Below are 17,327 nucleotides of genomic sequence, written 5' to 3'. Positions count from 1 at the left end.
CAAGGATCCGTCATGGCCTCCACCGCCGCCGAACAGCGTACCCAGACAGCCCCGCCGCGCCCCGGCTCCGCAGTGGCCGGCGTCGGCATCGCCCTGGCCTCTTCGGCGATCTTCGGACTCTCGGGACCCTTCGCCAAGTCGCTTCTTGAGGCCGGCTGGACGCCGGGCTCGGCGGTGGCGGTGCGCATGGTGGCCGCGGCGCTGGTGCTGTCCCTGCCCGCCGCGTTCATGCTGCGCGGCCGGTGGGACCAACTGCGGCAAAACTGGAAGACCATCGGGCTGTTCGGGCTGATCGGCGTGGCCGGCTGCCAGCTTTTCTACTTCAATGCCGTTGCCAGCCTCTCAGTGGGGGTGGCGCTGCTGCTGGAGTTCCTGGCGCCCGTGCTGATTGTGCTGTGGCTCTGGCTGACCAGCCGCCGACTGCCGCGGCCCGCGACCATCGCCGGTACCGTGCTTGCGGTGGCCGGCCTCATGCTCGTCCTCGACGTCTTTGGGCCGGTCAAGCTGGACGTTGCCGGCGTACTGTGGGGGCTGGGCGCCGCCGTCTGCCTGGTGGTCTACTTCTTCATCACCGCCAAGCAAAACGACTCGCTGCCGCCGCTGGTGCTGGCCGCCGGCGGCCTGCTGGTGGGCGGTGTGGCCATCGTCGTCCTGGGCGCGGTGCAGATCCTGCCGATGTCCTTCAGCACGGCCGGCGTCGAGCTGGCCGGTTGGCAGACCCAGTGGTGGGTGCCGCTGGTCGGGCTGGTGCTGCTGTCCACGGTGTTGTCCTATGTCACCGGCATCATGGCCGCCCGGGCGCTCGGTACCAAGGTGGCTTCCTTCGTCTCGCTGACCGAGGTGCTCTTCGCCGTCATCTGGGCCTGGCTGCTGCTGGGCGAGCTGCCCGCGGCCATCCAGTTGGTCGGCGGCGCTCTGATCGTGGCGGGCGTGGTGCTGGTCCGGGCGGATGAGCTGCGCGGCCCTAAACCGGCGGTGAACCGGAAGTATCTCCAGCGGGCTAGCGAACGATCTTGAAGTTGAAGCGGGGCGTGCCGAGCGCGCTCCAGAGGCGGAGCCAGGCCGGCAGGAGCATTTCGGCGCCGCGGGCGGTAGTGATGTCGCCGAGGTCGATCACGTCCTGATGTCCGAAGGCCTTCAGGAGCTCGGTGACCGTATTCTTGGCGTCGGCGTCGTTGCCGGACACGAAGACCGTTCCGGGGTCGGAGATCAGCCCGGGGCGGGCCTGGAGGTCGGCGGTGAGCGTGTTGAGGGACTTCACGACGCGCGCGGCCGGGAAGGCGCGCTGAATCTGTTCGCCGAGGGAGTCAGTGTCCTTGACGAAGAGGGTCGGGGGCATCCCGGTGCTGGGGTCCAAGGGGTTGGCGATGTCGAGCACGACTTTGCCGTCGAGGTTCTCGGCCCCGGCCTGGGTCAGCACGTCCAGGGAGGCGCTGCCGTTGGTGGCGTTGATGATCAGCTCGGCCCCGGCTGCGGCGTCGGCGAAGCGGGTGACTCCGATGCCGGGGTTGTCGGCCGCCCAGACGGTGAAGGGCGGGGTGCCCATGGCATCTGTCTCGGTCCTGGACAGCGTGGCTTCGGGATCGCGGGTTCCGATGGTGACGGCGTGGCCGAGCTCGGCCAGGCGGACCGCGATGGTTTGGCCGACCCTGCCGGTTCCGAGGACTGCTGTTTTCATGATGGTCTCCTGTCCAGCTCGGGTTGCCCCGGTCGAGTCTGACTCCCTACCACTTACTGTGCTCCTTCCGAGGGTGGCGGGCCAGTGGTCGAGGAAGTCGGAGGCGGTGCCCTGCCGGGGTGGTGCGATGCCGCGGCGGGGGAGCAAACTGGAACCAGCCAGCATCCACGATCCGAACCGGAGGCCCGACATGTGCCGGAATATCCGCCAGCTCCACAACTTCGAGCCCGCCGCCACGAACGCCGAAATTGAGGCCGCCGCGTTGCAGTACGTGCGCAAGGTCAGCGGCAGCAACAAGCCGTCGAAGGCGAACGAGGAAGCTTTCAACCGGGCGGTGCACGAGATCGCGCACATCACCGCCCACCTGCTCGACGACCTGGTGACCGCGGCGCCGCCGAAGAACCGTGAGGAAGAAGCCGTGAAGGCCCGTGCCCGCGCCGCCGTCCGCTACGGGGCCGCCGTCTAGGCCCGGCGCCGGGAGGCGGCCCGCGGGGAGGCGGGTCCGCCGGGAGGCTGCTGTGCCGCCCGGCGGGCTGTCGCCCCCCCGCCCGCTACCGTCCGAAGCGGCGCAGGCGCAGGGAGTTGGCTACCACCAGCACCGAGCTGGCGGCCATCGCGGCCCCGGCGATCATCGGGTTGAGCAGCCCGAGCGCGGCCACCGGGATCCCGAGCGTGTTGTAGGCGAAGGCCCAGAACAGGTTCGACTTGATGGTGGAGAGCGTCCGGCGGCTGAGCTCGATGGACTGCACCACCTGGCCGAGGTCGCTGCCCATCACGGTCAGGTCCGCGGCCTCGATCGCCACGTCGGTGCCGGCGCCCATGGCGATGCCCAGGTCGGCCTGGGCCAGCGCGGCGGCGTCGTTCACGCCGTCGCCCACCATTGCCACCGTCTTGCCCTCGTCCTGCAGCCGCTTGATCGCGGCCACCTTCTCCTCGGGGAGTACGTCGGCGAAGACGTCCCCGGGGGCGATGCCGACCTCGGCGGCCACCTCGGCGGCCACCGCTGCGTTGTCGCCGGTGAGCAGGATGGGGTGCAGCCCCAGGTCCTTGAACCGTGCGATGGCGGCCGCCGAGTTCTCCTTCACGGTGTCCTGCAGGCTGACTATTCCGGCGATGGTGCCGTCGACGGCGACCCAGACCGCCGTGGACCCGGCCTGCTGCTGCTCCAGCAGGGTTCGGCGGTGGGTGTCGGTGAGGGCGATGCCGTTCTCGTCCATCCAGTTGTTGCGGCCGACGACGACGGTGCTCGCGCGTCCGTCGCGTTCGGTGATGGTGCCGCGGACGCCGCCGCCCGCCGTGCTGTGGAAGTCGGAGAGGGCGGGCAGCGCATGCTCGCCGGCCGTCGCGCCGGCTGTCGCGCCGGACGGCGTGCCGGTGCGGGCCGCGACCTTGCGGGCCGCTTCAACGATGGCCAGCGCGATCGGGTGTTCGGAGCCGGCCTCTACCGCGCCGGCCAGCAGCAGGACCTCGTCTTCGCCGCGGTCCGCCAGGGCCAGCACGCCCTCCACTGCCTGCCGCCCGGTGGTCACGGTGCCGGTCTTGTCCAGCACGATGGTGTCCACGTGCCGGGTGTCCTCGAGGATCTGCGGCCCCTTGATCAGGATGCCCAGCTGCGACGCCCGGCCGGTGCCGGTGAGCAGGGCGGTAGGCGTGGCGAGCCCGAGCGCACAGGGGCAGGCGATCACCAGCACGGTGACTGCCGCGGTGAACGCCGCCTGCAGGTCGCCGGTGAAAACCATCCAGAGGATGAAAGTGACGACGGCGATGACCAGCACCACCGGGACAAAGACGGAGCTGATCCGGTCGGCCAGCCGGGCAATCGGGGCCTTGCCGGCCTGCGCCTGGCTGACCAGGCGGCCCATTTGCGCCAGCGTGGTGTCCGAGCCGACCCGGGTGGCGCGGACCAGCAGCCGGCCGGAGGTGTTGATGGTGGCACCGGTGACCGTGTCGTCCACATCCACTTCTACCGGCACGGATTCGCCGGTGAGCAGCGACGTGTCGACGGCGGAGTGCCCGTCCACCACGTAGCCGTCGGTGGGGATCTTTTCGCCCGGCCGGACCACCATGATGTCGCCCGGGACCAGGTCGGCGGCCGCCACCTTCACCTCGGCGCCGTCCCGCAGCACGGTAGCGTCCTTCGCGCCCAGGTTGAGCAGCGACTTCAGGGCGTCGCCGGCCCGCTGCTTGGCGTTGGCTTCCAGATAGCGGCCCAGCAGCAGGAAGGTGACCACGACGACGGCCACCTCGAAGTACAGTTCGTGCTCGGACATGTTGCCGCCCACGTGTTCGGTCAGCATTGGATCTATGACCAATTGCCAGGCGGAGAAGAAGAAGGCGGCCAGCACGCCGAGGGACACCAGCGTGTCCATCGTGGAGGCGAAATGCCGGGCGTTGATCGCCGCGGCGCGGTGGAACGGCCAGGCCGCCCAGAACACCACCGGGATGCTGAGCGCGAATGCCACCCAGCCCCAGTGCGGGAACTGCGCGCCGGGGATCATCGACATGATGAAGATCGGCAAGGTCAGGACGGCGGCCGTCCAGAGGCGCGGACGCAGCTGGCCGGCGGTGCCGCCGTGGGCCATGTGGTCCTCACCCTCCACGTGATCGGCGTGAGCGGCGTGCTCGCCGTCGTCACCCCGGCCGGCGTCCCCGGAGTGGTCGTGGTGGTCCTGGTCGCCGGGGCCGGTGCCGTGGTCCGCCTCCGGGTTCCCGTCGCGCCCGTGGCCCCTATCCCCGTGCCGTGGGGCGGGCGCGGAGTGCGGCTGCGGCTTCACCCGGGCCTTGTAGCCGGTGGCCTTCACCGTGTCCACCAACTGCTGGTTCGTGACGCCGTCCGGGACGAGCACGACGGCGGACTCCAGGGGCAGATTGACGCTTGCCTGGACTCCTTCGATCTTGCCGAGCTTGCGTTCCACCCGGTTCACGCAGGAGGCGCACGTCATGCCCTCGATCGCCAGTTCGACGGTTCTGGTCGGGTTCGGTTCTGCTTCAGGATCCATGGTGCCGGGATGGGAGGACATCGGTTGGTTGTCTCAATTCTGCGTGGGACGGTGCGGGGGCAGCGCGTCCGCTGGTTCGCGAAAAAAGGGGGGGCCGACGGCGGCCGGAGGGCACCGTCGTCGCACTGGCCAAAGGCCGTCTGGCCTGAAGCGATCTGGAGCTAGGCGTTCTGCGCGACGACGGTGTACCCGGCCTCGGCGACGGCCTCGCCAATCTGGGCCGGGTCAAGATCCGCCTCGGAACTGACCGTCGCCGTGGAGATTCCGCCCTTGTTGAGTTCGATGCTGACGCCGCGGACGCCGTCGAGGGCCTGCAGTTCTTCCGTGACGGCGTCCACGCAGTGGCCGCAGGTCATGCCGTCGATGCTGATGGTGGTGGTGCTCATGACTGTCTCCTTGGGGTTGGGTTCGCGGGGAAGGTCAGCGCAGCAGTCGGCCGATGGCGTCCGAGGCTTCCTTGACCTTGTCCTCGACGATTTGCGGGTCGCCGCTGAGTTCGGATTCCTTGGCGGCGCCGATGACGCAGTGTCCGATGTGGTCCTCGAGCAGGCCAACGCTCACCGCGTGCAGGGCCTTGTTGACGGCGGCGACCTGGGTCAGGATGTCGATGCAGTACTTGTCGTCCTCCACCATGCGGGCGATGCCGCGGACCTGGCCCTCAACGCGCTTGAGCCGGCGCAGGTACGCCTCCTTGTCCGACGTGTACGCGTGCCCGATGTGCTCGTCGGCAGGGGCGGTGACGGTTTCGGTTTCCGCAGGCCGTGCTGTGTGGCTCATGGCTTCCTCAATCGGTGGGCTATGCCACCAATCTATACCCCCTAGGGGTATCGCGCAAGGGCGCCGGCCGCGCCCCGAGTCACTGGTGCTGCGGGACGCGCAGCGTTCGGAAGGCGAGCCAGGCTGCCGCGACCATGAGAACCGCGGCCAGTCCGGCGGTGACGGTCACGCCGCTGTCGAAAGCATGGACCGCGGAATCTAACAGGGCGGCCCCGGTGCGTTCGGGCAGCTGCCCGGCAACGGTGATGGCGCCGCCGAGGGTCTCGCCGGCGGCTTGCTGCTGTTCGGCGTCCAGCCCGGCGGGCAGGGCGATGTTCCGTCGGTAGGCACCGACCAGGATGCTGCCGAGCACGGCGGTCCCGAAGACAGAGCCCACTTCGTAGGCCGTCTCCGACACGGCGGAGGCGGCGCCGGCCTTGGCCGCGGGGACGCTGGACAAAATGAGGTCGTTCGAGAGCGTCTCGGAGGCGCCGACCCCGGCGCCGAGCAGCGCGAAGGCCGCCATCAGGGTCACCGCTGGGGCGTCCGGGGACGACGCCACCAGGGCGTAGGCCGCCGCGGACAGCAACAGGGCGCAGGCCACCAGCCGGTGCGGGGCAATCCGGCGCACCAGCGGCACCGCGAGCAGGCCGGCCGTTATGGTGACCGCCAGGCCGGGCAGCAGTACCAGGCCGGCCCGCAGCGGGCTGAGGCCGAGGACCAACTGGAGATGCTGGGAGACGAAGTACAGGAAGCCGACCAGGGAGAACACGGCCAACAGGTTGACCAGCACGGCGCCGGTGAAGGGGCGGTGGCGGAACAGGCGGACATCCAGCATCGGGTTCGCGCGGACCAGCTGGCGGCGGACGAACAGCCAGCCGGCCAGGATGCCGAGGGTGAACGTTGCTGCCGCAAGGGCGGGATTTCCGCCGCCGGCCAGCTGCTTGATGGCGTAGACCACGGGGAGCAGGGCGGCGACGGAGAGCAGGATGCTGGCCGCGTCGATAGGGCCGGGCTCGGGATCGCGCGACTCGGGCACGAACGCCGGCGTCAGCACCAGCATGGGCAGCAGCATGGGGACCGCGAGCAGAAAGACCGAACCCCACCAGAAGTGTTCCAGCAGCAGGCCGCCCAGCAGCGGGCCGAGGGCGGCGCCGGCGGAGAAGCCGGCGGCCCAGATGGCGATCGCCAGGCGCCGCTGCGCCCGGTCCGTGAAGATGTTCCGGATCAGGGACAGGGTGGCCGGCATCAGCATGGCCCCGAAGATGCCCAGGCCGGCGCGTGCGGCAACCAGCAGTTCGGCGCTGGGGGAGAAGGCGGCCAGCGCGGACAGTGCGGCGAAACCGGCCGCGCCGATCATCAGCATCCGGCGCCTGCCGAACCGGTCGCCCAGGCTGCCCATGGCCACCAGCAGGCCGGCAAGTACCAGGGGGTAGATGTCGATGATCCACAGGAGGGTGGTGCCGCTGGTGCTGAACGCCAGGGAAATCGCGGGCAGCGCGAAGCTGAGCACCGTGTTGTCGACGGCGACCAGCAGGACCGGAAGCATCAAGACCGCCAGTGCGGTCCATTCTCGGCGCCCGGCGCGCTGGGTGACGGTAAGCATGGTGGGTCTTTCGGAATCGGGGAAGTCGGATCTACTGTACCGTCTGGACGGTTTACCTGCAAAGCGGCAGCTCCGCGGGCGGGGGGAGTCCTAGGATGGGTGAATGGCCAGTGCGAGAGACCGGATCCTCGACAACTTCGAGGACATCCTGATCAAAGAGGGCGAGCGAGCCGCCACGATGGACGCCGTCGCGGCGGCGGCCGGGGTGTCGAAGGGCGGGCTGCTGTACCACTTTCCGTCCAAGGAGGCGATGGTGGACGCCCTGTGCGAGCGGCTCTCCGCGCTGACCGCCGCCGACGCGGAGCAGATCATCAGTGCCCCGGAAGGAGCGGCCCGCTACTACGTGCGCACGTCCAGGTTCGTCGATTCGCCGCTGGACCGGGCCATCGTGGCCGTGGCGCGCCTGGTCCAGCAAGGCCACCCGTCCGCGGCGAGGACCTTTGCCGGGATCCAGGAACTCTGGCTGGATGCCTTGGAGCAGGCGCTTGGCAGCCGGCCGCTGGCGCAGGCCGTGAAGCTGATCGGCGACGGCCTTTACTACAGCGCAACCTTCTTCTCGCCGGATGCGCAGCAATACCAATTGGCCGACGGCGAGATGGACGCCTTGCTGGAACAGGTCGACACGCTGGTGGGCCGGGGCTGATCCGCGGCCGCCGGACATAGGGTGTTCGGTGGGGACGATAAATCGTTTACGCACCGGAGAGGAACCACATGTCTACTCCCACTGGCCACGGGGAGCATCCCGAGCCCGCGGCTTCCCAGCCGCAGTCCACGCAGGGCGCCTACCCCGCCTACCCCGCCCACCCGCAACAGGACGCCTACCCCGCCTACCCGCAACAGGGCGCCGGCCAGGCATACCAGCAACCAAACGAGCCTTACGGGTACCCGGGACAGCCCGGTCCCGGGCAACCCGTTCCCGGCAGGACCATGGGGATCGTCGGCTTTATCCTGTCCCTGCTCGGACCGCTGACGGTGGCCGGGCTGATCGTCAGCATCATCGGCATGGTGCAGTCCAAGCGCGCGGGTGCCAAAAACGGCTTTGCGCTCGCCGGCATCATCATCGGCGCTGTGGGCACGGTGCTGTTGATGCTGTTCATCATCATCGCGCTGGCAGGCGTCGGTTACCTCATGGAAGCCTGTGGCGAGCTGGGACCGGGCACTCACGTCGTGGACGGCGTCACCTACACCTGCAGTTAACGCGCCACCTGGCGGGGCCGGGAGCCGGGATTGACGGGCTGAATTTCGCCGTGTCCGTACCTGGGTCAGGTCAGTACACTGGAACGCATGACCGAGCAGGAACCGGGACCTGCCGGGGCCCCGGCTCACCAGGAGCGTGCGGGTCTTACCGCGGGGGCGGCCGGTACTTCGGTGCCGATCGGGGACGGCGAAGCACCGAACCTGGTCGATCCAGCCGCAGTCGACACGACCGTGCGCAGCCCTGCACAGCGGTACCGCACGTTCATGGGGATCCTGGTGAATACGGCCCTGGCCAACATCACCACCAGCTACCTGTGGTTCGCGTTGACGTTCTGGGTGTACCTGGAGACGCGCAACGTGATCGCCACCGGAGTGATCGGCGGGGCATACATGCTGCTGATTGCGCTTTCCAGCATCAGCTTCGGCACGTTCGTGGATCGCTACCGCAAGCTGGCCGTGATGCGCTTCGCCGCCGTTTTCACCTTGGCGATGTTCCTTCTGTCCGGGGCCATGTTCCTGTTGATCCCCCAGGCCTGGCTGCTGGACCTCACCCGGCCGTGGTTCTGGGTCTTCTCCCTGATCATTCTGATCGGCGCGGTGGTGGAGAACATGCGCAACATTGCCCTCTCCACCACGGTGACCATCCTCGTCGACCCGGAGCGGCGGGCCAATGCCAACGGTCTGGTGGGCATGGTGCAGGGCCTGGCCTTCATCGTTACGTCGGTGCTATCGGGGCTGTCGGTAGGCCTGCTCGGCATGGGCGGGACAATCGCGGTCGCCTTGGTGCTCACGGCGCTCGCCTTCCTGCACCTGCTCACCCTGCGCATGCCGGAGGAGGTGCGCGCGGCCGCCACGGACGCACGCGGCAGCTTCGACCTGCGCGGTTCCATCGCCGCCGTGCTGGCCATCGCCGGACTGTTCGCGCTGATCCTGTTCTCCACCTTTAACAATTTCATCGGCGGGGTTTACATGGCGCTCATGGATCCCTACGGGCTGGAACTGTTCCCCGTGGAGCTGTGGGGCGCGTACCTCGCGCTCGGCTCCACCGGATTCATCGTGGGCGGCGCGGTGATCGGCAAGTTCGGGCTCGGGCGTAATCCGCTGCGCACCATGCTCATCGCGGTGATCGTGATGGGGGCCCTCGGCGCGGTGTTCACGCTGCGCGAGTGGGCCTGGCTGTACATTGCCGGGATCTGGCTCTACCTGGCGCTGGTGCCTTTCGTGGAGGCCGCCGAGCAGACGGTCATCCAGCAGGTGGTTCCGCTGCAGCGGCAGGGCAGGGTGTTCGGATTCGCCATGGCCTTCGAATCCGCGGCTGCGCCGATCACCGCGTTCCTGATCGCACCGATCGCGCAAGTCTGGATCATCCCGTACGCGCGCTCGGTCGACGGCGCCGCCACCCTCGCACCGCTCCTGGGCGAGGGCACGTCCCGCGGCATCGCCCTGGTGTTTCTGGTGGCCGGGATCGTCATGATCGTGGCCGCCCTGCTGGCCTTCCTGACCCCGGTCTATCGTCGGATCTCGGCCTCGTACGCGGAGGCGGCGAGTGAGGCGCCTGCCGAGGCGCCGGGGACGTGAGCCCGGCCGCGGACAGGCTCCGGCATCCAGTCTGGCGTCCCCGTGCGGGCTCTTCTGCCGTGCGGGCCCTACTGCGCGTCCGGGTGCAGGGCCGGCTGCAGTTCTGACAGCAAGTGCTGGACCCGGTGCTTGATGTCGTCACGGATCGCCCGCACGCCGGCAGCGTCCCGGCCTGCGGGGTCGTCCACATCCCAGTCTTCATAGCGCCGGCCGGGGACCACCGGGCATTCGTCGCCGGAACCCAACGTGACCACCATCTGCGCCTTGTTGACCGATTCGTGGGTGACCGCCGTGGGACGCACGGCGGACAGGTCGATGCCCTCTTCGGCCATGGCCTCGACGACGGCGGCGTCCAGCCGTCCCCTTGGCCGGGTTCCGGCCGACCGGGCCTCGATGCCGCCCTCGGCGAGCTGGGAGAGGTAGGCCGCGGCCATCTGTGAGCGGCCGGCATCCCGCACGCCCACGAACAGGACGGTCGGGCGGGTGGTGCCCGTTGTTGAGGCTGTCATGGCGGACCTCCGCGTCGATCGGCTCCCGGCCCGCTGCCGGTGCCGGCTGCTTCTCTTCACTGTGCCAGAACTTCGAGCCGACCCATAGGTTCGCCGGGCAAGAAAGCCGAGCGCCGGCAGCGGGAGCCAGCCGCCATCCCCCGGGCACTCCGCGCCCCGGGGATGGATCCAGGACATCTTCGGGATGCGGCCGGCCGGCAGGGAAACCGGGCCGCGCGGAAGCTACTGCGCCCCGTCGGCGTTGCCCGCCGCGGCGTTCTGCTCCGCGACTGCCTGCATCGCCTCCGGTGACATGTGCATGATCTCCCAGACGTGTCCGTCCGGGTCCGCAATGGCGGCCCCGTACATGCCCGGCATCTCTTCTTCCGCCGGCCGGTAGATGGTGCCGCCGCCCGACGTCGCGTTGGCCACGAACCGGTCCACCTCCTCGGGCGACTCGGCGCTGAGGGCCACCAGCACTTCCTTGGCATCCGAGCCCAGATGCGGAGTGCCGTTTCGGAGGAACTTGCCGAAATGCTCCTGGGTCAGCAGCATCACCACGATTGTGTCGGAAATGACCACCGACGAGGCATCCGGCGAGGAGAAGTCCGGATTCAGCGTATAACCCAGACCGGTGTAGAAGTCCGTGGCCTTCTTCAGGTCGCTGACGGGCAAGTTGATGAAAACCATGCGGTCCATTGGCTGTTCCTTCCAGGCGGGCCCGCGGCCGGCGCGGCGCAAGGGGAGTGCGGACGAGGTCCACTGTGGCACTCCGGCCGGTACGAGCCAACAACTACCGGCAGAGGTAGTTGTCGCCGCTGCCTGCGGCACCCGCCTGCAGGCCTCCCTTGTCCGCGGGAAACCACACACCTACGGTGGAAGTAGTAGCGGCGAGATACAAGGAGGCGCGAGATGGCGGAATTGCGGATTGAACAGTGGTGGCTGAAGCTGCCAACCGGCCACAAGCAGTGGTTCCGGGAAAACCTGAGGGCAGACGTCGTGGACGCGGATGCGGCGGCGGCGGTTTACGAGGCGGGCGGGCCGGACCTGAAGGAAGCAACGCTGCCGGAAGAAGATTGGGAGTTCATCGAGACCCAGTCGGAGTTCGTGGACTGATAACGACGACGGCGACCCGCGGCTCCCGGCGGATCGCCCACGCGGCGGGTAAGTTGGTGTGAAACGGCCCACGTGGCCGCCAGACGACGTGCTCGAAGGGGTGGCCCGATGGCCGGAATCATCATCGTAGGAGTAGACGGCAGCGATACCGCCATGAAGGCGGCGCGCACCGCGGCTAAACTCGCCGCGTCGATGGGCGCCGAGCTCCGGGTGGTTACCGCCCACGAATCCGATGCGACCGAAGTCGTGGAGATCGGCAACGACAAGTGGTTCATCCACGAGTCGGAGCGGGCCGAGAAGGTAGCCAGGGACGTCGCGGCAGAACTGGGCGCGGAGGGCCTGAGGACCAGCTACACGGCGGTGCTCGGCAAGCCCCAGGACGCGCTGGTGGCAGAGGCGGAACGCGTCAACGCCCGCCTGATCGTGGTCGGCAACGTGGGCATGCAGGGGCTGGGCCGGGTGCTCGGCAGCGTGGCCAGTTCCGTGACCCACAAGGCCGCCTGCGACGTCTACATCGCCAAGACCGCCGGTACCGCCGGCTGATTCTGAGGATCGTGAACGAACTGCAGGTGGCCGGCCGTGCCCAGGTGCCGCCGTTCCAAGTGATGAGCATCCTGGACCGGGTCGCGCAGATGCGCGCTGCCGGCCGGGACGTGGTGTCGTTGTGCGCGGGGGAACCTGCGGGCGGCGCCCCGCGGGCAGTGTCCGAGCGGGCCGCCGAGATCCACGCCTCCGGCCGGCCGCTGACCTACACCAGCGCGCTTGGCATCCAGGAGCTGAGGGCAGCGATCGCGGGCCACTACCGGCGCTGGTACGGGTTGGACGTGGCGGCGGAGGAAGTGGCCGTGACCACGGGGTCATCCGGGGCCTTCATGTTGGCGTTCCTGAGCGCGTTCAATGCGGGCGACCGGGTGGCGCTGGCGCGGCCGGGCTATCCGGCCTACCGGAACATTCTGCGAGCGCTCGGCTGCGAGGTGGTGGAGATCGACTGCGGTCCGGAAGCCCGCTACCAGCCGACGCCGGAACTGCTGGCCGCAGCGGCGGCGGCCCATGGGCCGCTGGCCGGCCTCGTGCTGGCGTCGCCGGCCAACCCCACCGGCACCATGGTGTCGCGGAGCGAGCTCGCCGCCCTGACGGCCTGGTGCGCCGAGCATGGGGTTCGCCTGGTCAGCGACGAGATCTACCAGGGCATCACGTATCCGGCCGATCCCGCGGAACCGGATGCCCGCGGAACCTGCGCCTGGGAACTGGACCGCACCGCCGTCGTTATTTCTTCCTTCTCCAAGTACTGGGGGATGACGGGGTGGCGGCTGGGCTGGGCGCTGATGCCGCGCGACCTCGCGCCGGCCTTCGATGCGCTCGCCGGAAACGTGGCGCTGTGCCCGCCGGCCCCGGCCCAGCTGGCGGCACTGGCGGCGTTCGAGGCGGACTCCTACAGGGAGGCGGAGGCCGCGGTGGCCGCGTTCGCCGAGGTGCGTGCCCTGTTGCTGCAGAACCTGAGCCGGCTCGAGTGGGGGAGCGCGGCACCGGCCGACGGGGCCTTTTACCTGTACGCCGACCTCGGGCGGCAGCTGGAGGGCTTCGCCGACTCGGCCGAATACTGCCGGGCGCTCCTGGAGGAAGAGGGCGTCGCACTGGTCCCCGGCGCCGACTTCGATGCCGTCAACGGCACGCGCTCCGTCCGGCTGTCCTTTGCCGCCGGTGCCGAGGCCGTGGCCACGGCCATCGAGCGCATTGTGCGCTTCCAGGAGGGCCGGAGCCGCTAGCTCCCGGCTCGGCCATGCCCAGGGCCGGCCCCTGGCTCTACTGACCGGGCACGTCGATCAAGCGTGGGAAGGGGCGGCTGGCTGCCGCATGCGCCGCGGATGCGGCCGACCCCTTCAGGTTGTACGTGCAGTTCAGTTTGTTTGAGAAGCCGCTGACCGGATGGCCGTGGCGAGGTCGCGGGGACGGCTCCACATAGGCCAGTGCCCCGTCGGGAGGTCAAGGACGTCGAGGTGCTCGATGTTCGCGACTTCGGCAAACATGGCATGGCCTGCGCAGGCCAGTTCCAGCACCTGCGCGCTCGGGATCGAGCAGCACACCAGGGTGGTCCGGACCTTGCGGCGGGCATCGTTCGTGAGCTCGACGGGCTGACGCAGCACGGGTCCGGGCTCAGGGACGGCCCGGGCCTGGAAACGTTCGAGGACCTCCGCGCTCAGGCCTTCGAGGCTCGCCTGCTGTGCGAGGACGTCGAGGGGCGGCAGCGGAAGCTCTTCCAACTCCTCCGGGAGGTCCGGGGCGAAGGCGCTTCCCGTGGCCACGGGGCCGGAGTCGACCCACACCACTCGATGGACAAGCTCAGGGTGCCGGTCGAGGACGAGGCTGACGGGGGCGTTCGCCCCGCTGTGGGCGACGAGAGTTGCGGGCTGATCCTCGAAGACCCCGAGTTGAGCGATGACGTCTAGGACCGCCGCGGCTTGATCGTCGAGAGTCTTCGCCGCTCGCTCGGGATCGTCCCCGTCGAGACCGGGCAGCGTCATCGCGATTGCGCGGGAGCGGTCGGTCCTCAGGTGTTCAAGGACTTCATCCCACGCCCAAGCGCCCAGCCAGTGGCCGGCGATGAGAATGATGGTCGGAGTGCTCGTAGTAGTTGTCATGGCACGACCCTCGCAGGCACTGCGGACAAGGGTATGTCACTATTTATGTCATGATTTTGTCGGCGCCTGAACTGTGAAGCGGGTCGAGCGGCTCCATGCCCTGTCCGAGATGTTGCGCCGCAGCGGCGCACGGGGGGTTTCCGCCGACCGGTTGGCGAGAGAGTTCGCGGTATCCGTGCGCACTATTAAGAGAGACCTCGATGCGTTAGAGAACAGCGGTGCGCCTGTATGGTCTCGCCCGGGTCCCGGCGGTGGCTACGGATTGGCTACAGGCGCGTCGCTGCCGCCCGTCAGCCTGTCCCCGGCGCAGGCCGTGGCGCTCATGGCAGCCGTGTCCGCTGCACCCGATGCCCCCTACGCCGATCTGGCAGCAGCAGGTATCCAGAAGATCCTGGACGTCCTCGATCCCAAAACCCGAGCACGGGCCGACGAGCTGGCCCACCGCGTCTGGGTCAACGCGCTTCCCTCCTCGTCGCGCTCCATCAAGTCGGCACTGGAGGAGGCGATGGCCGAGCAGCGGGTGATCCGCATCCGCTACACCTCGAAAGACGAGACCACGACCACCCGCGACGTTGAGCCGGTGCTGTTCGCCTCCACGAACGGCCAGTGGTACTTGGTGGGGTGGTGCCGGCTGCGCAACGCCATGCGATGGTTCACCGTGTCACGCATCGAGCGAGCCAGCGTAACCAAGACGGCTTGCAGCGGCCATACCATCCACGAGGTCGGAGAACCCCCGGCGAACGCCAGGCCGGTGCACGGTCGGGGCGATTGAGTCACTCAATTAACCACTCCGGTCACAACAGCCGGACTCCGGGTCGGCCACACCCCGGCCGGACCCGTGCACGCCGGAGGGCCGGAAGGCGTCACACCGGCCGTTCCCAATCCTCCACCGGTCCCTCGACCGTGGTGAACAGCGGATGGGGGTCGGGGACCCGGCCGGGGCTTTGCCGCTCCAGCCGCTGGTTCAGGACCACGGCGTGGTCCGGGTCCCGCACCGCGAGTTTGGCGATCAGATGCCGCAGTTCGAAGCTGAGCTGTTCCGAATGGACCGGCAGGCTCGGCTGCCGCTGCCTTGCGGCGGCACCGGCCGCCGAGGTTCCCGGACACCGGATCAGGCTGGTGTTGAAGGCATATCCGCGGGCCGCAGCCTCGGCTGCCAGCCCCTCCAGATAGGCGCCGATGGCTGCCATCGGGTCCTCCGCGGCACGGAACCGCTGCAGCTGCGGGTGGTTGCGGTAGCCCTTGGTTTCGCCTGCGAGAACCTTTTGCGCCAGCAAGGCCTCCCGCCAGCAGGCCACCAGACCCCTCCGGTCGAGCAGCCGGGGGTGCAGGCTCCATATCCGCATTGGACCAGAATAAGCACACCTCGCCCTGCCCAGCGGCGGCCGAGCGGCCGGCAGCAGCCGCGGCCCCGGCCCGCCGGCGGCGAAGGGAGAACTATATCGTGCCTGTGAGACAATAGGTGGCAATGTCTTCGCAGATTTCTTCCCCCCAAAAAACTTCCGACCGGCCCCAGGTGCGTCCCGCCGCCGAGGGCTGGAACCAGGCCGTCACCAGCGAGGGCCGTCCGCTGCTGCAGTTCAAGTCCCCGCGCGTCACGCAGCCGCCGCTCCACCTCGCCGACATGACGCTGGCCGAGCGGCAGGACAAGATGAAGGAGCTGGGACTGCCGGCGTTCCGGGCCAAGCAGCTGTCCACGCATTACTTCCAGCACTACACCACCGACCCCGAGCGCATGAGCGACCTGCCCAAGGAGCGGCGCGCGGAACTGGCCGAGACCTTTTTCCCCACCCTCCTCACCGAGGTCAAGCGCCTGACCACCGACAACGGCGACACGATCAAGTTCCTCTGGCGCCTCTTCGACGGCTCGCTGGTCGAATCGGTCCTGATGCGCTACCCGGGCCGGGTCACGCTCTGCGTTTCCAGCCAGTGCGGCTGCGGCATGAACTGCCCGTTCTGCGCCACCGGCCAGGCCGGCCTGACCCGCAACATGTCCACCGCGGAAATTCTGGACCAGATCGTTCAGGCCAACCGGGTCATCGCCGAGGGCGGCCTCGGCGGCAAGCGCAAGGACGCCGGCCCCGACGCGGGCCGGGTTACCAACATCGTCTTCATGGGCATGGGTGAGCCGCTGGCCAACTACAAGCGCGTGATGAATGCCGTGCACCGCATGGTGGACGAGGCGCCCGAGGGCCTGGGCATGAGCGCCCGCGGCATCACCGTCTCCACCGTGGGCCTGGTGCCGGCGATCAACAAGCTGGCCGATGAGAACCTCCCCTTCACCTTCGCGCTCAGCCTGCACGCCCCGGACGACGAACTGCGCGACGAACTGATCCCGGTGAACTCCCGCTGGAAGGTCGACGAAGCACTGGACGCCGCCTACGGCTACTACCAGCGCACCGGCCGGCGCGTCTCCATCGAGTACGCGCTGATCAAGGACATGAACGACCACGCGTGGCGGGCCGACCTGCTGGCCAAGAAGCTCAACAAGCGCGGCCGCGGCTGGGTGCACGTCAACCCCATCCCGCTGAACCCGACCCCGGGCTCCATCTGGACCTCGTCCGACCCGGACGTCACCCGCGAGTTCGTGGCCCGGCTGAACGACGCCGGCGTCCCCACCACACTGCGCGACACCCGCGGCAAGGAGATCGACGGCGCCTGCGGCCAGCTGGCGGCGACGGAGTAACCCCTCACAAACAACGACGGCGGCGGGCCGGGTCCTCGGACCCGGCCCGCCGGTGGTTTCGGCGCTTCGGGCCTCCTCGTCCACCGGCTGGACCCGGGTGACCCTCTCCGCCGTCCGCGGGACGCCGGCCCGCTAGTCCTGGACCGCCGTGGGATCCAGATGTTGCCGGGGCACCCTGTCGCGGCTGTACGTGATCTCGGTGAAGCCGTGCGGTGCGGGTTTGCCGTCCTCGCCCAGGTTCACGAACACGATCTTCTCGATGGTCAGGATCGATTGGCGCGTGAACATGTTCCGCACCTCGGCCCGCATCGTCAGGGACGTCCGGCCGAAATGCGTGGCCTTCAGGCCCATCTCGATCAGATCGCCCTGGCGGGCCGAGCTGACGAAGTTGATCTCCGACATGTACTTGGTGACTGCCTTGCCGTTGCCCAGCTGGACGATGGCGTAGATGGCCGCCTGTTCGTCGATCCACCGCAGCAAGCTGCCGCCAAAAAGGGTGCCGTTGGCGTTAAGGTCTTCGGGGCGCACCCACTTGCGGGTATGGAAGGAAATGTCGTCGGTGCCCATGCAACGACTGTATCGGA

Annotated in this window: 20 protein-coding genes; 10 read left to right on the top strand and 10 right to left on the bottom strand. The window is 68.8% G+C overall.

The window, feature by feature from the left end; genetic code table 11:
• Window positions 1-12 precede the first annotated feature (12 nt).
• Complete coding sequence (locus AC5RUH_RS00945) at window positions 13-1,017, top strand: EamA family transporter (protein WP_494001087.1); 1,005 nt, start codon at window positions 13-15, stop codon at window positions 1,015-1,017.
• Here the strand turns inward: AC5RUH_RS00945 and AC5RUH_RS00940 are convergent.
• On the bottom strand, window positions 1,001-1,678 hold the full coding sequence (locus AC5RUH_RS00940) for an NADPH-dependent F420 reductase (RefSeq protein ID WP_494074576.1): 678 nt from the start codon (window positions 1,676-1,678) through the stop codon (window positions 1,001-1,003). The two genes, AC5RUH_RS00945 and AC5RUH_RS00940, sit on opposite strands and share 17 nt — an antisense overlap.
• 190 nt (window positions 1,679-1,868) lie before the next feature.
• Here AC5RUH_RS00940 and AC5RUH_RS00935 point away from each other — a divergent pair, with 190 nt between their 5' ends.
• Window positions 1,869-2,144 (top strand): DUF2277 domain-containing protein, encoded by a 276-nt coding sequence (locus AC5RUH_RS00935; RefSeq protein ID WP_494013570.1) that lies wholly within the window; start codon window positions 1,869-1,871, stop codon window positions 2,142-2,144.
• An 85-nt stretch (window positions 2,145-2,229) separates the two neighbouring features.
• On the opposite strand, the gene AC5RUH_RS00930 is transcribed toward AC5RUH_RS00935, so the two are convergent.
• The 4 genes from AC5RUH_RS00930 to AC5RUH_RS00915 form a co-directional block, all read right to left on the bottom strand.
• Window positions 2,230-4,698, bottom strand: a complete 2,469-nt coding sequence (locus AC5RUH_RS00930) for a heavy metal translocating P-type ATPase (RefSeq protein ID WP_494127641.1) — start codon at window positions 4,696-4,698, stop codon at window positions 2,230-2,232.
• Window positions 4,699-4,838: 140 nt separating this feature from the next.
• On the bottom strand, window positions 4,839-5,063 hold the full coding sequence (locus AC5RUH_RS00925; RefSeq protein ID WP_494001083.1) for a heavy-metal-associated domain-containing protein: 225 nt from the start codon (window positions 5,061-5,063) through the stop codon (window positions 4,839-4,841).
• Between the two features lie 34 nt (window positions 5,064-5,097).
• Window positions 5,098-5,454 carry a metal-sensitive transcriptional regulator gene (locus AC5RUH_RS00920; protein WP_494101805.1) on the bottom strand — a complete coding sequence of 119 codons (357 nt, stop codon included), beginning with the start codon at window positions 5,452-5,454 and terminating at the stop codon, window positions 5,098-5,100.
• A gap of 79 nt (window positions 5,455-5,533) precedes the next feature.
• A complete protein-coding gene (locus AC5RUH_RS00915; protein WP_494074579.1) occupies window positions 5,534-7,039 on the bottom strand; it encodes an MFS transporter in 1,506 nt (501 codons plus the stop codon).
• 103 nt (window positions 7,040-7,142) lie between these two features.
• On the opposite strand from AC5RUH_RS00915, the gene AC5RUH_RS00910 reads away from it, so the two are divergent.
• The 3 genes from AC5RUH_RS00910 (at window position 7,143) to AC5RUH_RS00900 (ending at window position 9,814) form a co-directional block, all read left to right on the top strand.
• Entirely contained in the window at window positions 7,143-7,682 is a 540-nt protein-coding gene (locus tag AC5RUH_RS00910; RefSeq protein ID WP_494001080.1) for a TetR/AcrR family transcriptional regulator, read from the top strand.
• A 68-nt stretch (window positions 7,683-7,750) separates the two neighbouring features.
• Window positions 7,751-8,236, top strand: coding sequence for a DUF4190 domain-containing protein (locus AC5RUH_RS00905; RefSeq protein WP_494127640.1), 486 nt, complete (start codon window positions 7,751-7,753; stop codon window positions 8,234-8,236).
• A gap of 264 nt (window positions 8,237-8,500) precedes the next feature.
• Window positions 8,501-9,814 (top strand): MFS transporter, encoded by a 1,314-nt coding sequence (locus AC5RUH_RS00900; RefSeq protein WP_494127709.1) that lies wholly within the window; start codon window positions 8,501-8,503, stop codon window positions 9,812-9,814.
• A gap of 68 nt (window positions 9,815-9,882) precedes the next feature.
• Here the strand turns inward: AC5RUH_RS00900 and AC5RUH_RS00895 are convergent, their stop codons facing one another.
• Both AC5RUH_RS00895 and AC5RUH_RS00890 read right to left on the bottom strand, forming a co-directional pair.
• Window positions 9,883-10,323, bottom strand: a complete 441-nt coding sequence (locus tag AC5RUH_RS00895; protein WP_494001077.1) for an arsenate-mycothiol transferase ArsC — start codon at window positions 10,321-10,323, stop codon at window positions 9,883-9,885.
• A gap of 222 nt (window positions 10,324-10,545) precedes the next feature.
• Window positions 10,546-11,001, bottom strand: a complete 456-nt coding sequence (locus AC5RUH_RS00890; protein ID WP_494101807.1) for a VOC family protein — start codon at window positions 10,999-11,001, stop codon at window positions 10,546-10,548.
• A 213-nt stretch (window positions 11,002-11,214) separates the two neighbouring features.
• Here AC5RUH_RS00890 and AC5RUH_RS00885 point away from each other — a divergent pair, with 213 nt between their 5' ends.
• The 3 genes from AC5RUH_RS00885 to AC5RUH_RS00875 all read left to right on the top strand — a co-directional run bounded on the left by AC5RUH_RS00885 (window position 11,215) and on the right by AC5RUH_RS00875 (window position 13,184).
• Complete coding sequence (locus AC5RUH_RS00885; protein ID WP_494001075.1) at window positions 11,215-11,418, top strand: hypothetical protein; 204 nt, start codon at window positions 11,215-11,217, stop codon at window positions 11,416-11,418.
• A 108-nt stretch (window positions 11,419-11,526) separates the two neighbouring features.
• Window positions 11,527-11,961, top strand: coding sequence for a universal stress protein (locus tag AC5RUH_RS00880; protein ID WP_494001074.1), 435 nt, complete (start codon window positions 11,527-11,529; stop codon window positions 11,959-11,961).
• A gap of 62 nt (window positions 11,962-12,023) precedes the next feature.
• Window positions 12,024-13,184: an aminotransferase class I/II-fold pyridoxal phosphate-dependent enzyme gene (locus tag AC5RUH_RS00875; RefSeq protein ID WP_494127708.1), complete on the top strand. Its 1,161-nt coding sequence runs from the start codon at window positions 12,024-12,026 to the stop codon at window positions 13,182-13,184.
• Between the two features lie 132 nt (window positions 13,185-13,316).
• On the opposite strand, the gene AC5RUH_RS00870 is transcribed toward AC5RUH_RS00875, so the two are convergent.
• Window positions 13,317-14,057, bottom strand: coding sequence for an alpha/beta fold hydrolase (locus AC5RUH_RS00870; protein ID WP_494127639.1), 741 nt, complete (start codon window positions 14,055-14,057; stop codon window positions 13,317-13,319).
• Window positions 14,058-14,130: 73 nt separating this feature from the next.
• On the opposite strand from AC5RUH_RS00870, the gene AC5RUH_RS00865 reads away from it, so the two are divergent.
• Entirely contained in the window at window positions 14,131-14,829 is a 699-nt protein-coding gene (locus tag AC5RUH_RS00865; RefSeq protein ID WP_494024107.1) for a helix-turn-helix transcriptional regulator, read from the top strand.
• A 91-nt stretch (window positions 14,830-14,920) separates the two neighbouring features.
• Here the strand turns inward: AC5RUH_RS00865 and AC5RUH_RS00860 are convergent, their stop codons facing one another.
• A complete protein-coding gene (locus AC5RUH_RS00860; RefSeq protein ID WP_494025097.1) occupies window positions 14,921-15,403 on the bottom strand; it encodes a pyrimidine dimer DNA glycosylase/endonuclease V in 483 nt (160 codons plus the stop codon).
• 122 nt (window positions 15,404-15,525) lie between these two features.
• Between AC5RUH_RS00860 and rlmN the strand changes: the two genes are divergently transcribed.
• Entirely contained in the window at window positions 15,526-16,743 is a 1,218-nt protein-coding gene (rlmN, locus tag AC5RUH_RS00855; protein ID WP_494102286.1) for a dual-specificity RNA methyltransferase RlmN, read from the top strand.
• Between the two features lie 132 nt (window positions 16,744-16,875).
• On the opposite strand, the gene AC5RUH_RS00850 is transcribed toward rlmN, so the two are convergent.
• Complete coding sequence (locus AC5RUH_RS00850; RefSeq protein WP_494025098.1) at window positions 16,876-17,310, bottom strand: acyl-CoA thioesterase; 435 nt, start codon at window positions 17,308-17,310, stop codon at window positions 16,876-16,878.
• Window positions 17,311-17,327 lie beyond the last annotated feature (17 nt).

It is taken from the genome of Arthrobacter sp. Y3223166 (assembly GCF_059090935.1).
The sequence above is the reverse complement of the archived record's forward strand: the minus strand, read 5'-3'. Positions and strand labels throughout refer to the sequence as shown.

Bases quoted from the DNA above. Each gene is read 5' to 3' on its own strand.
- AC5RUH_RS00925 (WP_494001083.1), bottom strand. From the start codon at position 5,063: ATGAGCACCACCACCATCAGCATCGACGGCATGACCTGCGGCCACTGC.
- AC5RUH_RS00920 (WP_494101805.1), bottom strand. From the start codon at position 5,454: ATGAGCCACACAGCACGGCCTGCGGAAACCGAAACCGTCACCGCCCCT.
- AC5RUH_RS00870 (WP_494127639.1), bottom strand. From the start codon at position 14,057: ATGACAACTACTACGAGCACTCCGACCATCATTCTCATCGCCGGCCAC.
- AC5RUH_RS00885 (WP_494001075.1), top strand. From the start codon at position 11,215: ATGGCGGAATTGCGGATTGAACAGTGGTGGCTGAAGCTGCCAACCGGC.
- AC5RUH_RS00905 (WP_494127640.1), top strand. From the start codon at position 7,751: ATGTCTACTCCCACTGGCCACGGGGAGCATCCCGAGCCCGCGGCTTCC.
- AC5RUH_RS00915 (WP_494074579.1), bottom strand. From the start codon at position 7,039: ATGCTTACCGTCACCCAGCGCGCCGGGCGCCGAGAATGGACCGCACTG.
- AC5RUH_RS00930 (WP_494127641.1), bottom strand. From the start codon at position 4,698: ATGTCCTCCCATCCCGGCACCATGGATCCTGAAGCAGAACCGAACCCG.
- AC5RUH_RS00895 (WP_494001077.1), bottom strand. From the start codon at position 10,323: ATGACAGCCTCAACAACGGGCACCACCCGCCCGACCGTCCTGTTCGTG.
- AC5RUH_RS00900 (WP_494127709.1), top strand. From the start codon at position 8,501: ATGGGGATCCTGGTGAATACGGCCCTGGCCAACATCACCACCAGCTAC.
- AC5RUH_RS00860 (WP_494025097.1), bottom strand. From the start codon at position 15,403: ATGCGGATATGGAGCCTGCACCCCCGGCTGCTCGACCGGAGGGGTCTG.
- AC5RUH_RS00850 (WP_494025098.1), bottom strand. From the start codon at position 17,310: ATGGGCACCGACGACATTTCCTTCCATACCCGCAAGTGGGTGCGCCCC.
- AC5RUH_RS00875 (WP_494127708.1), top strand. From the start codon at position 12,024: ATGAGCATCCTGGACCGGGTCGCGCAGATGCGCGCTGCCGGCCGGGAC.
- AC5RUH_RS00940 (WP_494074576.1), bottom strand. From the start codon at position 1,678: ATGAAAACAGCAGTCCTCGGAACCGGCAGGGTCGGCCAAACCATCGCG.
- AC5RUH_RS00945 (WP_494001087.1), top strand. From the start codon at position 13: ATGGCCTCCACCGCCGCCGAACAGCGTACCCAGACAGCCCCGCCGCGC.
- AC5RUH_RS00935 (WP_494013570.1), top strand. From the start codon at position 1,869: ATGTGCCGGAATATCCGCCAGCTCCACAACTTCGAGCCCGCCGCCACG.
- AC5RUH_RS00880 (WP_494001074.1), top strand. From the start codon at position 11,527: ATGGCCGGAATCATCATCGTAGGAGTAGACGGCAGCGATACCGCCATG.
- rlmN (WP_494102286.1), top strand. From the start codon at position 15,526: ATGTCTTCGCAGATTTCTTCCCCCCAAAAAACTTCCGACCGGCCCCAG.
- AC5RUH_RS00910 (WP_494001080.1), top strand. From the start codon at position 7,143: ATGGCCAGTGCGAGAGACCGGATCCTCGACAACTTCGAGGACATCCTG.
- AC5RUH_RS00890 (WP_494101807.1), bottom strand. From the start codon at position 11,001: ATGGACCGCATGGTTTTCATCAACTTGCCCGTCAGCGACCTGAAGAAG.